The organism is Agromyces sp. NPDC056389 (assembly GCF_042262385.1).
In the GTDB taxonomy this organism is placed as follows: domain Bacteria; phylum Actinomycetota; class Actinomycetes; order Actinomycetales; family Microbacteriaceae; genus Agromyces.
The window spans coordinates 311,091-323,955 of record NZ_JBHJPN010000001.1 but is presented as its reverse complement, the minus strand read 5'-3'; the positions used below and the strand labels follow the sequence as shown (position 1 = coordinate 323,955).

The 12,865-nt window shown below is 70.4% G+C and carries 16 protein-coding genes; 8 read left to right on the top strand and 8 right to left on the bottom strand.

The genetic code is table 11. The features are described from left to right. Positions 1 to 43: 43 nt before the first annotated feature. Both ACFCVM_RS01600 and ACFCVM_RS01595 read left to right on the top strand, forming a co-directional pair. Positions 44 to 754, top strand: a complete 711-nt coding sequence (locus ACFCVM_RS01600; RefSeq protein ID WP_375833033.1) for a beta-ketoacyl-ACP reductase — start codon at positions 44 to 46, stop codon at positions 752 to 754. Positions 755 to 839: 85 nt separating this feature from the next. Next, on the top strand, positions 840 to 2,015 hold the full coding sequence (locus ACFCVM_RS01595; protein WP_375833031.1) for a S1C family serine protease: 1,176 nt from the start codon (positions 840 to 842) through the stop codon (positions 2,013 to 2,015). A gap of 24 nt (positions 2,016 to 2,039) precedes the next feature. Here ACFCVM_RS01595 and crcB read toward each other — a convergent pair whose 3' ends face one another. Genes crcB through ACFCVM_RS01570 form a run of 5 tightly spaced genes read right to left on the bottom strand, consistent with a single transcriptional unit; the run spans position 2,040 to position 5,341 of the window. Next, the gene (gene crcB, locus ACFCVM_RS01590) at positions 2,040 to 2,417 is read right to left on the bottom strand and encodes a fluoride efflux transporter CrcB (RefSeq protein ID WP_375833028.1); all 378 of its coding nucleotides are present in this window, start codon (positions 2,415 to 2,417) and stop codon (positions 2,040 to 2,042) included. Beyond that, on the bottom strand, positions 2,414 to 2,863 hold the full coding sequence (locus tag ACFCVM_RS01585; protein ID WP_375833025.1) for a fluoride efflux transporter FluC: 450 nt from the start codon (positions 2,861 to 2,863) through the stop codon (positions 2,414 to 2,416). Before ACFCVM_RS01585 ends, crcB begins: the two co-directional genes overlap by 4 nt. Next, positions 2,860 to 3,381, bottom strand: coding sequence for a universal stress protein (locus ACFCVM_RS01580; RefSeq protein ID WP_375833022.1), 522 nt, complete (start codon positions 3,379 to 3,381; stop codon positions 2,860 to 2,862). Before ACFCVM_RS01580 ends, ACFCVM_RS01585 begins: the two co-directional genes overlap by 4 nt. 53 nt (positions 3,382 to 3,434) lie before the next feature. Further along, positions 3,435 to 4,097: a phosphoserine phosphatase SerB gene (serB, locus tag ACFCVM_RS01575; protein ID WP_375833020.1), complete on the bottom strand. Its 663-nt coding sequence runs from the start codon at positions 4,095 to 4,097 to the stop codon at positions 3,435 to 3,437. Next, entirely contained in the window at positions 4,094 to 5,341 is a 1,248-nt protein-coding gene (locus ACFCVM_RS01570) for a glucose-1-phosphate adenylyltransferase (protein WP_375833018.1), read from the bottom strand. The genes serB and ACFCVM_RS01570 overlap by 4 nt, the downstream gene beginning before the upstream one ends. An 81-nt stretch (positions 5,342 to 5,422) precedes the next feature. Here ACFCVM_RS01570 and glgA point away from each other — a divergent pair, with 81 nt between their 5' ends. The 4 genes from glgA to ACFCVM_RS01550 all read left to right on the top strand — a co-directional run bounded on the left by glgA (position 5,423) and on the right by ACFCVM_RS01550 (position 8,519). Continuing rightward, positions 5,423 to 6,610 carry a glycogen synthase gene (gene glgA, locus ACFCVM_RS01565; protein WP_375833016.1) on the top strand — a complete coding sequence of 396 codons (1,188 nt, stop codon included), beginning with the start codon at positions 5,423 to 5,425 and terminating at the stop codon, positions 6,608 to 6,610. A gap of 59 nt (positions 6,611 to 6,669) precedes the next feature. Continuing rightward, on the top strand, positions 6,670 to 7,455 hold the full coding sequence (locus ACFCVM_RS01560; RefSeq protein WP_375833014.1) for an ABC transporter ATP-binding protein: 786 nt from the start codon (positions 6,670 to 6,672) through the stop codon (positions 7,453 to 7,455). A gap of 128 nt (positions 7,456 to 7,583) precedes the next feature. Next, positions 7,584 to 7,832: a type B 50S ribosomal protein L31 gene (locus ACFCVM_RS01555; protein ID WP_375833012.1), complete on the top strand. Its 249-nt coding sequence runs from the start codon at positions 7,584 to 7,586 to the stop codon at positions 7,830 to 7,832. Between the two features lie 75 nt (positions 7,833 to 7,907). Further along, positions 7,908 to 8,519 (top strand): GNAT family N-acetyltransferase, encoded by a 612-nt coding sequence (locus ACFCVM_RS01550; protein ID WP_375833010.1) that lies wholly within the window; start codon positions 7,908 to 7,910, stop codon positions 8,517 to 8,519. On the opposite strand, the gene ACFCVM_RS01545 is transcribed toward ACFCVM_RS01550, so the two are convergent. Next, positions 8,496 to 9,194 (bottom strand): exonuclease domain-containing protein, encoded by a 699-nt coding sequence (locus tag ACFCVM_RS01545; protein WP_375833008.1) that lies wholly within the window; start codon positions 9,192 to 9,194, stop codon positions 8,496 to 8,498. The two genes, ACFCVM_RS01550 and ACFCVM_RS01545, sit on opposite strands and share 24 nt — an antisense overlap. A gap of 126 nt (positions 9,195 to 9,320) precedes the next feature. On the opposite strand from ACFCVM_RS01545, the gene ACFCVM_RS01540 reads away from it, so the two are divergent. Continuing rightward, complete coding sequence (locus ACFCVM_RS01540) at positions 9,321 to 10,214, top strand: alpha/beta fold hydrolase (RefSeq protein WP_375836618.1); 894 nt, start codon at positions 9,321 to 9,323, stop codon at positions 10,212 to 10,214. Next, positions 10,211 to 11,308, top strand: coding sequence for a glycosyltransferase family 4 protein (locus ACFCVM_RS01535; protein WP_375833006.1), 1,098 nt, complete (start codon positions 10,211 to 10,213; stop codon positions 11,306 to 11,308). The genes ACFCVM_RS01540 and ACFCVM_RS01535 overlap by 4 nt, the downstream gene beginning before the upstream one ends. 5 nt (positions 11,309 to 11,313) lie before the next feature. On the opposite strand, the gene ACFCVM_RS01530 is transcribed toward ACFCVM_RS01535, so the two are convergent. Together ACFCVM_RS01530 and ACFCVM_RS01525 are read right to left on the bottom strand one after the other, a co-directional pair. Then, on the bottom strand, positions 11,314 to 11,925 hold the full coding sequence (locus ACFCVM_RS01530; RefSeq protein ID WP_375833004.1) for a histidine phosphatase family protein: 612 nt from the start codon (positions 11,923 to 11,925) through the stop codon (positions 11,314 to 11,316). 29 nt (positions 11,926 to 11,954) lie between these two features. Next, positions 11,955 to 12,800 carry an NAD-dependent protein deacetylase gene (locus ACFCVM_RS01525; protein WP_375833002.1) on the bottom strand — a complete coding sequence of 282 codons (846 nt, stop codon included), beginning with the start codon at positions 12,798 to 12,800 and terminating at the stop codon, positions 11,955 to 11,957. Positions 12,801 to 12,865 lie beyond the last annotated feature (65 nt).

Here is a 12,865-nt window from a genome sequence, read left to right as displayed (position 1 = left end):
CTGAAACGGGCCGATCGGCCCGACGCCAGAAGGAGAAGTACGCATGACGACGAGCCGCACCGTTCTCGTGACCGGTGGCAACCGGGGCATCGGGTTCGCGATCGCCCGCGAGTTCATCGCCCAGGGCCACCGCGTTGCAGTGACCGCCCGTTCGGGCGAAGGGCCCGAGGGGTCGCTGACCGTTCGAGCCGACGTCACCGACGCGGCATCCGTCGACGCCGCCTTCACCGAGATCGAAGCGGCCCTCGGCCCGGTCGAGGTCGTCGTCGCGAACGCCGGCATCACGCGCGACACGCTGCTGCTCCGCATGAGCGAAGACGACTTCACGAGCGTCATCGACACCAACCTGACGGGCGCCTTCCGCGTCGTGAAGCGTGCCTCGAAGGGCATGCTGAAGGCGCGGTTCGGCCGCATCGTGCTGATCTCGAGCGTCGTCGGCCTGTTCGGTTCGGCCGGCCAGGTCAACTACTCGGCGTCGAAGGCGGGGCTCGTCGGCATGGCCCGTTCGCTCACCCGCGAGCTCGGCGCTCGCAACATCACGGCCAACGTCGTCGCCCCCGGATTCATCGAGACGGACATGACCGGCGAACTGCCGGAGGCGCAGCAGGCGGAGTACAAGAAGAGCATTCCGCTCGGCCGCTTCGCGGCACCCGAAGAGGTCGCGAATGTCGTCACGTGGCTCGCAGGCGATGACGCCGGATACATCTCGGGCGCTGTCATCCCCGTCGACGGCGGACTCGGCATGGGGCACTAGTCGGCGCCGCTCCGCGCGACGCCTGCGATTGACCTCCGCGAGCGACCGAGGGCAGACTGGGGCTCACTCGGGGCGAGGGGGAGCCATGTCGGAGCAGGGTGAACAGGCGCAGCCATCCGGGCCGCAGCAGGCCGCCGGGCCGCAGCTCGCGGCGAAGCCCGGTCGGGGGTGGATCTGGATCGCCGTCGTGATCGCCGTCGTTCTCGGGCTGATCGCCGGCTTCCTGGGCGGGCTGCTCGGGCGGAACCTGGTGGCGACTCCGGTGCCTTCCGCTGCGCCTGAGGCGTCCACGTCGGCCGCGGTCGCCGACGGCAGCGTCTGCGACGCGTCGCGGGTCTCGAGCGACGTACTGCCCGCGGTCGTGACGATCTCTGCGCGCAGCGGCTCCGGCGGCGGTGTCGGGACGGGCGAGATCATCCGCGACGACGGGTACATCGTCACCAACAACCACGTGATCGCGGTCGCCGCGGAGGGCGGTGAGATCGCGGTGCTCTACAGCAGCGGTGAGACCGCACCCGCGACGCTCGTCGGTCGGGACCCGAGAGCCGACATCGCGGTGCTGAAGGTCGAACACCCGACCGCGTTGCCGACGATCGAGGTCGGCAGTTCGGCGAACGTCGTCGTGGGGCAGCCGGTCGTCGCGCTCGGTGCTCCGCTCGGACTCTCGGGATCGGTGACCGCCGGCATCGTCAGCGCGCTCGGGCGCGACGTGACGGTGCCGAGCGACGGTGATGCGACGACCGTCCTCACCGGCGCGATCCAGACGGATGCCGCCATCAACCCCGGCAACTCGGGCGGCCCGCTCGTCGACTGCGACGGCCGGCTGATCGGCATCAACACGGCGATCGCCACGGTGCCGAACGCCGCTGGCGAGGCCGGCGGTGGAAGCGTCGGCATCGGCTTCGCCGTTCCCGTGGATCGGGCGATGTCGATCGTGGACCAGCTCATCTCGACCGGGAGCGCGAGCTACCCGTACTTCGGAGTCTCGGTCGTCGCGATCCCCGAGAACGCCGCCGCCGACTTCGGCGTGGAAGGCGGCCTGTACGTGGCGTCGGTCGTCGCCGGCGGGCCGGCCGACGAGGCGGGCATCACTGCTGGCGACATCATCCTCACGGTGAACGGCGAACCCGCCGTCAGCCCCGAGGCGTTGACGTCCGTCACGCTCGAGGCGCAGGTCGGCGACGAGGTCGAGATCGGGTATCTCCGCGACGGAACCCCGTCGACGACCACGGTGACCCTGCAGGAAGCACCGCAGGACTGAGTCGGGGCCGGGCCCGCGGGAGGGTCAGAACGCGCTGCCGAGCCAGAGCCCGCCGGCCGCGGCCGCGAGCGAGAACACGAGCATCAGCACCCCGCTGATGAACGACGAGGCGAATCGTCGCTGGCGGATGAGCTGCACCGTCTCGTAGCTCGCGGTACTGAAGGTCGTGTAGCCGCCGAGGAACCCTGTTCCGAGCACGAGTGCGAGTTCGGGGGGCAACAGGTTCGCGAGGGTGGCGCCGATGATGACGCCGAGCGCGAAGGAACCCGAGACGTTGATGACCGTGGTCGCCCACGGGAACCCGGTGCGTACTCGCGATCGGATGAGGCCGTCGAGGACGAAGCGCACGCCGGCACCGAGCCCGCCGCCGACGACGACGAGGAGGAAGAGCGGAAGCGTCATGACGGCCCGCCGCCCCGAGCGGTGCCTCGACGGTCTCCGCCGAGTCCGATTCCGACGACGATGCCCGCCCAGGTGGCGAGTCCGCCGAGCAACAGGGTGCCGAGGGCGTACAGCATCGACGCTCCGATCGCGCCGTTCACCGCGAGCACGACGGTGTCGTTCGCGAGCGCGCTGTAGGTCGTGAACCCTCCGCAGAACCCGGTGCCGAGGAGCAGGCGGAGCCGCACGGCCGATGCATCCGCGGGGCTCCGGTGCGCGAGCGCCGAGTACAGGCAACCGAGCACGAACGCTCCGACGATGTTGACGATCGCGATGGCGATCGGCACCTCCGCGACCGCTGGGATCGTGAGGGAGAGCCCGGCTCGGGCTGCGGATCCGGCCATGCCTCCCGCCACGACGAGTGCGATGGCGCTCCACCGGAGGTGGAGCGGCCGTGCATCCGTCACGAGTCGGTTCCGCGGTCGGGTTCGGACGCCGCGCGCTGCGCGGCAGGAATGACGACGACCGGTCGCGGTTGGCGGTGCGCCAGCTGCGCGCCGATCGAACGACTGAAGAACTCGCGCAGGCTCCCGCCGAGCGAGCGGTCGCGGGCACCCACGACGATCATGGCGGCATCGAGGGTGTCGGCGAGGTGCCCGAGGGCGCCGGCGACATCTCCGGCGAGCGCGAGCGTGCGCCAGGGCACTGCGGTCGTCGCGAGGAGGTCGCGCAGGGAGCGCGCCAGTGCTTCGTCGAACGCCGTCTCGTGGTCATCGGCGAAGTCGGGATCGATCGAGGCGCTCTCGACCGATCCGTCGTCGGCCTCGTCGACCGGATAGCGTGCGGGGTTGACGTACACGCACACCAGCTCGCCTCCGAACCGGGTCGCGAAGACGGCGGCCCGCTGCACCACGTGGGCCGGCTGACCGGGTACCACCCCGACGATCACCGGCCGCGCCGAGCGCGCACCCCCGACCTCAGCCATGCCGCGATGCTACGCCGCGGCGCGGGCGAGGGCCAACGAGCGACACCCGGGCCTCAGCCGCGGAGGCCGAGCACGGTGAGCACCGGCGACAGGTCGGGGCGGTCGATCACGAGGTCGGCCTGCGCCCGCACGATCGGCTTCGCGCAGAAGGCGATGCCGAGTGCGGCGCGGCCGAGCATCTGCAGGTCGTTCGCACCGTCGCCGACTGCGACCGTGCGAGCGAGCGGGATGCCGCCGGCATCCGCCCACTCGGCGAGCGCGACGGCCTTCGCGGCAGCATCGATGATCGGGCCGTCGACTCGGCCCGTGAGCCGGCCGCCTGCGACCTCGAGCCGGTTCGCACGGCAGAAGTCGAGCCCGAGGCGCTCGGCGAGCGGGTCGAGCAGTTCGTGGAAGCCGCCCGACACCACGCCGACGCGCCCACCGGCCGCGTGCACGCCGTCGATGAGCTCCTGCACGCCGGGGGTGGGGGTCATCCGTTCGCGCGCGGCGGCGAGCACTGCGATGTCGAGGCCGGCGAGGGTCGCGACCCGTTCGCGCAGGCTCTCGGCGAAGTCGAGCTCACCGCGCATGGCTCGTTCGGTCACGGCGGCGACGTGGTCGAGCGTGCCCGCGGCTTCGGCGAGCAGCTCGATGGCCTCTTCGCGGATGAGGGTCGAGTCGGCGTCGAGCACGACGAGGGGGCCGCTCGCGCGGCCGACGGTGCCGGCGCTCACGCGGTGGCCCGGACGCGCGAGCCCTTGCCCACGACGGTGATGCCGCTGTCGGTCACGATGAACCCTCGGGCGATGTCTTCGGCCCGGTCGACGCCGATGCGCGCCCCTGCCTCGACGATGACCTCCTTGTCGAGGATCGCCCGTTGCACCGTTGCGCGGGCGTCGATGCGCGCGCGGTCGAAGAGGATCGAATCGGAGACGTACGCGCCCGACCCGACCTTCGCCCATGGCCCGATGACGCTGCGTTCGACGTGCGCGCCCGAGATGACCGAGCCGAGCGAGACGATCGAGTCGATGACCGTGCCGAGGGTGCCGCGGGCGTCTCGGGTGAACTTCGCCGGCGGCGAGTTCAACTGCTGGCTGAAGATCGGCCACTCCCGGTTGTAGAGGTTGAAGACGGGCAGCACCGAGATGAGGTCTTGGTGCGCCTCGAAGAACGAGTCGATGGTACCGACGTCGCGCCAGTAGTACCGGTCGCGGTCCGTCGACCCGGGCACGTCGTTGCGCTGCAGGTCGTAGACGCCGGCCGCGCCCTGAGCGACGAACGCCGGGATGATGTCGCCGCCCATGTCGTGACTCGAGTCCGTGCGTTCGCCGTCGCGCAGCACGGCGTCGATGAGCGCGTCGGCATCGAACACGTAATTGCCCATCGATGCGAGCACTTCGCCGGGGGAGTCGGGAAGCCCGACCGGATCGGCGGGCTTCTCGAGGAACCGGTGGATCCGGCCGGGGTTCGCCGGATCGACCTCGATGACACCGAACTGGTCGGCGAGTCCGATCGGCTGCCGGATGGCGGCGACGGTCGCGGCGGCGCCGGACTCGATGTGCGCGTCGATCATCTGGCTGAAGTCCATGCGATAGACGTGGTCGGCGCCGACGACGACGATGATGTCGGGCTGCTCGTCGTAGATGAGGTTCAGGCTCTGCAGGATGGCGTCGGCCGAGCCCGAGAACCAGCGCTTGCCGAGACGCTGCTGTGCGGGCACCGAGGCGACGTAGGAGTTCAGGAGCCCGCTCATGCGCCAGGTCTGCGACACGTGCCGGTCGAGGCTGTGCGACTTGTACTGCGTGAGCACGACGATCTGCCTGAGCCCCGAGTTCAGCAGGTTCGAGAGCGCGAAGTCGATCAATCGGTACTGGCCGCCGAAGGGCACCGCCGGCTTCGCGCGGTCTTCCGTCAGGGGCATGAGTCGCTTGCCCTCGCCGCCGGCGAGGACGATGCCGAATACCTTGCGCGTCGCCATGCCCACAACTGTAGTCAGCGCGAAGCGTCCGCGGGCCGTGAAGTCGGGGCGTGACGGATGCCGCTGCGCTACGTTTGCAGCATGCGCGTCGACCTGCTCACCCGCGAGTACCCACCCGAGGTCTACGGGGGTGCCGGCGTGCACGTCGCAGAGCTCGTCAGAGCGCTGCGCTCGAGCATCGACGTGCAGGTGCGGTGCTTCGGAGCGCCGCGCGACGAGCCGGGCACATTCGGGTATCCGACCCCGCCCGAGTTCGCCGCGGCGAACCCGGCGCTCGGCACGATGGCCGTCGACCTGCTCATCGCCGGCGACACGGTCGGGGCCGACCTCGTGCATTCGCACACCTGGTACGCGAACTTCGCCGGATTCACGGCCAAGCGCCTGCACGGGGTGCCGCACGTCGTGACCGCCCACAGCCTCGAGCCGCTCCGACCGTGGAAGGCCGAGCAACTCGGTGGCGGCTACCGCCTCTCGTCGTGGGTCGAGCGCACCGCCTTCGAAGACGCCGATGCGGTCATCGCGGTGAGCGAGGGCATGCGCCGCGACATCCTTCGTTCGTATCCCTCGATCGACCCGAGCCGGGTCGAGGTCGTCTACAACGGCATCGACCTCGAGGACTGGGCTCCGCACCACGCCCCCGACGTCGTGCGATCGCTCGGCGTCGACCCCGATCGGCCTTCGGTGATCTTCGTCGGCCGCATCACGCGGCAGAAGGGGTTGCCCTACTTGCTCAGGGCCGCACGGTTGCTGCCCGACGACGTGCAGCTCGTGCTGTGCGCCGGCGCGCCCGACACCGACGAGATCATGGCGGAGGTCACGTCGCTCGTCGACGAGTTGCGCACCGAACGCGACGGCGTCGTGTGGATCGATCGGCACCTGCCGCGCGCCGAGCTCTCTGCGCTCCTCACGGCGGCGACGACCTTCGTCTGCCCGTCGGTGTACGAACCCCTCGGCATCGTGAACCTCGAGGCGATGGCCTGTGGTGCTCCCGTGGTCGGCACGGCGACGGGGGGCATCCCCGAAGTGGTCGCCGACGGCGTCACCGGGGTGCTCGTGCCGATCGAGCAGCTCGACGACGGCACCGGCACGCCCGTCGACCCCGATCGATTCGTCGCCGATCTCGCTGCGGCGCTCACGGCCGTCGTGAGCGATCCTGCACGCGCGGCGGAGATGGGTGCTGCCGGGCGACGCCGCGCCGAGACGGATTTCGGCTGGGCTGCGATCGCCGAACGCACGCTCGAGCTCTACGGCCGAGTCCTCGCCCGGTGACCGCGGTCGACGAGCTCGGCGTGCCGAGCGACCCCCGCGCTGCCGATAGCATGGGACGCATGGCGAGCACGGTTCTGCAGTTCCACGATGTGTCGGTGGTCCGCGATGGCAACACGATCCTCGACTCCGTCGGCTGGAGCGTCGCCTCCGACGAACGCTGGGTCATCCTCGGACCGAACGGTGCGGGCAAGACCACGCTGCTGCAGATCGCAGCCGCAGCGATGCACCCGACCTCGGGCAAGGCCGACGTGCTCCAGGAGTCGCTCGGCAAGGTCGACGTGTTCGAACTGCGTCCCATGATCGGCTTCGCCTCGACCGCGATGGCCCGCAAGATCCCGCGCAACGAGACCGTGATCGACGTCGTGCTCACCGCGGCGTACTCGGTCACCGGCCGCTGGAACGAGGAGTACGAGGCGATCGACCTGCGTCGTGCGCAGCGCGTGCTCTCGGAGTGGGGCCTCGAGGGCTTCGCCGACCGCCGCTTCGGCAGCCTCTCCGACGGCGAGCAGAAGCGTGTGCAGATCGCCCGATCGGTCATGACCGACCCCGAGCTGCTGCTCCTCGACGAGCCGGCCGCGAGCCTCGACCTCGGTGCTCGCGAAGAGCTCGTCGCGCTGCTCGGCGGCTATGCCGCATCGTCGGCCTCGCCCGCGATCGTGATGGTCACCCACCACGTCGAAGAGATCCCCGTCGGCTTCACGCACGCCCTGCTGCTGCAGAAGGGCGGCATCGTCACCGCCGGCCCGCTCGCTGAGTCGCTCACCGCCGAGAACCTCTCCAAGACGTTCGGCATGACGATCGAACTCACCGAGACCGACGGGCGGTACGCGGCTCGCGCCGTGTGACCGCGCGGCCCTGTCGATTCTGCTAAGATCGATAGCTGGCCCGTGGGCCACTCTTTCTTCCCTGCGTGCGCGCAGGCTCCGTATCCACTGTCCGAATGCTTCACCAGCTGAAATCCAAGGAAGTCTCCATGAAGACCGACATCCACCCCGAGTACAACGCGATCGTCTTCCGCGACCTCGCTTCGGGCGCCACGTTCCTCACCCGCTCGACGGCGACGAGCGACAAGACGATCGAGCTCGACGGTGAGACCTACCCGGTCATCGACGTCGAGATCTCGTCGGAGTCCCACCCGTTCTACACGGGCAAGCAGCGCATCATGGACTCGGCCGGTCGCGTCGAGAAGTTCAACCAGCGCTTCAAGGGCTTCGGCGCGTAAAGCACTGTCGTACCACGAAGGCCCCGCCATCGGCGGGGCCTTCGTCGTGCGCGTGACGTCTGCTAGCGTCACCGGATGCCGGGACCATCGAAAAGCCGGAGCAGCCGATCGGCTCAGATCGACCTGCCGACGGTCTCCGGCAACGGCGTCGTGCTCCGCGCGTTCCGCGACGATGACGTCGAGGCGGTCCGGGAGGCCTCGCGGGACCCGCTGATACCCGACCTCACGACGGTTCCGCGCAACGCCGATCGGCGCGGCGCACTCGCCTACCTCGCGCGCCAGCATCGACGCCTGCGCACGGGCGCGGGCTACTCGTTCGCCATCGCCGACTCGGCCGACCGCGCCATCGGCCAGATCGGCCTCTGGCCCATTCGCGACGATCCCGGGCGCGCCAGCGTCGGCTACTGGATCGTCGAGTCGGCGCGTGGCCACGGCCATGCGTCCGCGGCGCTGCGGGCGCTCAGCGAATGGGCGTGGAGCCTGCCGTCGCTCGAGCGCCTCGAGCTGTTCGTCGAGCCCTGGAACACCGGCTCCTGGAAAGCGGCCGAAGCGGCCGGGTTCGAGCGCGAAGGGCTGCTCCGATCGTGGCGAGTGATCCGCTCGGAACGACGTGACCTGTTCGTCTACTCGAGCCTTCGCGAACCGAGGGAGTCCAACGCGGGCTCAGCGCACCGGCCAGACGCCTGACGTCGTGAACTCGGGCTCGCCGTTCTTGCGGCGCCATGCCTGGTAGCTCTCGGCCTGCTCGCGGCTCCAGTCGACCTGCCGGGCGTGCAGCTCGGCGACGGCGGTCGCGGCGAGCTCGGGGAAGGTGCGCGCGATGGCCTGGGCCACGCGTCCGGCCGCCACGGCGTCGGCACCGGCGTCGTGGGCGTCGTTGAGCACGACGCCGTAGTGCTCGGCGGTCGCGGAGAGCGTGCGCTTGCCTCGGCGGTACTTGTCGACGGCCTTGTCGATGACGAGGGGGTCGATCACGGCACCGGGCGCGGGCAGGGGAGCGATGCCGTAGCGGGCGGCCTCGCGGTCGAGGATCGTGAGGTCGTAGGCGGCGTTGTACGCCACGATCGGCAGCCCGCGCGCCGCGGCATCCGTCAGCGCGCCGACGATCTCGGCGACCGCGACCGGAGCCTGCTGGCCCTCGAGGCGGGCGCGCTCGGTGCTGACACCGTGGATGAGCGTGGCCGCGGTGGGGATCTCGACCCCCGGGTCGACGAGCCACTCGCGCTGCTCGAGCACCTCGCCCGAGGCGCCGATGACGCCGACGTGAGCGGTCACGATGCGACACGTGTCGACGTCGATTCCCGTCGTCTCGAGGTCGAAGACGGTGAGCGTGTCGGCCCAGTGGCCACCCAGAAGATCCATGCCGTCAGGCTATGTTCGGCCACCGTCATCGAGGCCGTGCGGGGTCGCGTGTCGGCGGCATCCGCCGGAATCCGGCTCTCCACGGCGATCAGCGGGCACCCCGAGTCGAACCATAGAATGGCAGGGATGATCCCCTCTCCCTACGCCGAGCAGCTCGCTCGCATCCCCGTGCGAGCGCACCGCGTCGACGTCGACGGCACCGAGACGGCGTGGTGGGAGTACGGCGAATCGGATGCCCCGGTGCTCGTGCTCGTGCACGGCTTCCGCGGCGACCACCACGGCCTCGAACCCGTCGTCGCCCAGTTGCCCGGATTCCGCATCATCTCGCCCGACCTCCCGGGGTTCGGCGAATCGGCGACCTTCTCGGGGCGCCCGCACGACATCGAGGCGTACGCCGCCTGGCTCGGCGCGTTCATCGACGCCGTCGGCATCACCGGCCCGTACGCCCTGCTCGGCCACTCGTTCGGATCGATCGTCTCGTCGGCCGCGGTGGCGGGCGGCCTCTCGCCCGAGCGACTCGTCCTCGTCAACCCGATCGGCGCCCCCGCCCTCGAAGGCCCGCGCGGCGTCATGACGCGCCTCGCGGTCCTCTACTACCGCACCGCTGCGGCGCTGCCCGAGCGCGCCGGCTTCGCGCTGCTGCGCAACGGCGCCGTCGTGCGCGTCATGAGCGTCACGATGGCCAAGACCCGGTCGAAGTCGCTCCGGCGGTTCATCCACGACCAGCACGACCGGTACTTCTCGGCATTCGGCGACCGCGACGCCGTGCTCGAGGCGTTCCAGGCCTCCGTCAGCAACGACGTGAGCCAGTTCGCCGCCGACATCCCGGTGCCGACGCTCCTCGTCGCCGCCGAACGCGACGATGTCACGCCGCTCCCGGCGCAGCACCGACTCGTCACGCTCTTCCCCGATGCCACGCTCGAGGTGATCCCCGAGGTGGGCCACTTGATCCACTACGAGACGCCCGGCGATGCCGCGTCGCGCATCCTGACGTTCCTCGGCGCCGGGGCGCGCGCGTGAGGATCGTCGTCGACTGCCGCTACACCCGCATCGGGCAGCACGACGGCATCAGCCGGTTCACGGCGGGCATCGTGACCGAGCTCGGCAAGCGGCATCCGCTCACCATGCTCGTGAGCGACCACCGTCAGCTCGACATGCTGCCCGAACTGCCGTGGCAGCTCGTGAGCTCGCCGACGAGCATCCGCGAACCGCTCGTCGCCCTGCAGGTCAAGAAGCTGCGACCCGATGTCGTCTTCACGCCGATGCAGACGATGGGCTCGTGGGGGCGCGACTACAAGCTGCTGCTGACCCTGCACGACCTGATCTACTACGAGAACCGCACGCCCCCGCGCGACCTGCCGGCTCCCGTGCGGCTGCTCTGGCGGCTCTACCACCTCGCGTGGTGGCCGCAGCGCATGCTGTTGAACCGCGCCGACCAGGTGGTCACGGTCTCCGAGACCACGGCCGGGCTCATCCACGAGCACCACCTCACCGATCGGCCCGTCACCGTCGTGCCGAACGCGGCCGACGACCTCGGCGCGCCGGCCCTGCCGCGCACCCGGCCCGAGGGACACCGGCTCGTCTACATGGGCTCGTACATGCCCTACAAGAACGTCGACACGCTCGTGCGCGCCGTCGCGGCCCTTCCCGATCACGAACTGCACCTGCTCAGCCGCATCAGCGACGCAGAGCGGTCGCGCCTGACGCGCCTCGCCCCGCAGGCTCGACTCGTCTTCCACGACGGCGTGACCGATTCCGCGTACGCCGAGCTGCTCTCGAACGCGACCGCGCTCGTACACGCGTCGAAGGCCGAGGGCTTCGGCATCCCGCTCGTCGAGTCGATGCGACTCGGCACGCCCGTGGTCGTCAGCGACATCCCGATCTTCCGCGAGATCGGCGGCGACGCAGCGGTCTACTTCGACCCCGAGAACCCCGAGTCGCTCGTTGCGGCGCTGTGGTCGCTCGAACGCGCAGGGGAGTGGGAGCGACGCTCGGAGGCCTCCGTCGGCGTCGCGGCCCGCTACAACTGGGCGGCGTCGGCCGAACGCCTGCTCGCGCTCATGCAGTCGACGGTCGTCGGCAATGGGCGGCGTCGTCGTCGTCGCGTCGGCTGAGCCCCCTACGCGTCGGTGCCCGTGAGCGCCTCGGGTTCGACGAGCGTCAGTTCGCCCGCCTCGAAGCGCACGAGGTGCACCGAGCCGTTGCCGACCACGTAGCCGGCGCCCGGCAGCGTCCATTCGCTGAGGTGCAGCATGAGCGAGTGGATCACGCCGCCGTGGGAGACGACGACGACCGAGCCGCCCGGGTGCGCCGCGGCGATCCCGGCGAGCGCCGCGGTCGCTCGTGCGATCACGGCCGAGCGCGGTTCGAGGCCCTCGATGGTCGCCGCCTGCGCCTCAACCGCCGCTCGGCCTGCGTGGTCGAGTCCTTCGAGCACGCCGTGGGCGCGCTCGGCGAGATCGGCGAGCAGTGCGGGCTCGGGCAGCTCGAGCGTGCGAGCGATGATCTGCGCGGTCTCCGCCGCGCGTGAGAGCGGCGTGCCGTAGACGGCGTCCCACTGCTCGCCCGCGAGTCGCTCGCCGGTCTGCGCGGCCTGCTGTCGCCCGGTGTCGTTCAGCGGGATGTCGGTGGTGCCCTGGATTCGTCGCTGGCGGTTCCACTCGGTCTCACCGTGACGCACGAGGGCGATGAGCACCGAGTCGGTGCGGGCGTCGGTCGCGGCATCCGTCATTGCAGAACTCTCGCAGAAAAGCCGAATGGTCACGAATCGAGCGCCGCGGCGATCGCGACGAGGGTCTCGCTCGCGCCCGCCTCGACCTTGACGGCGGCGCGGCCGTCGCCCTTGGTGACGCCGCGGTTGATGATCACGATCGGGAGGCGCTTGCGCCGGGCCTGTTCGATGAGTCGCATGCCCGAGTTCACGACGAGCGAGGAGCCGGCGACGAGCAGCACGTCGGCGCCCTGCACGAGGGAGGCTGCGGCCTGGAAGCGGTCGGCTGGCACGAACTCGCCGAAGAAGACCACATCGGGCTTCAGGATGCCGCCGCACACGGTGCACGCCGGGATCACCATCGCGTCGACGTCGTCGACCTCGACGTCGCCGTCGGGAGCCGGGCGGATCGCAGTCGCGAGGTCGATCTCGGGATTCAGCGCCTCGAGCCGTGCTGCCATGGCCTGACGGGCGTAGTGCTGACCGCACGTGAGGCACAGCACCCGGTCCATGCTGCCGTGCAGCTCGATGACGTGCCGGCTGCCGGCGCGGCGGTGCAGGCCGTCGACGTTCTGCGTGATCACGCCGCTGACGATGCCGCGCGCTTCGAGGTCGGCGAGGGCGAGGTGGCCGCGATTCGGCACCGCGCTGCTGAAGCTGCGCCAGCCGAGGTGGCTGCCCGCCCAGTAGCGCTTGCGGGCACGTTCGGAGGCGAGGAAGGTCTGCACCGTCATGGGCGTGCGCACGGGAGCGCCCTCGCCGCGATAGTCGGGGATGCCGGAATCGGTGCTGACACCCGCCCCGGTGAGCACCGCGACGCGCGCGCCGCGGAGCAGTTCGATCGCCTCGGCGACCTTCGCCTCGGCGGCGACCGGTGCCTCGATTCCAGTGCTCACGCGACTCTCCCTTCGGCGATGATCCCGAGTCTAGACGCGTCCGTTTTCCGGAATGTTTCGTGCAC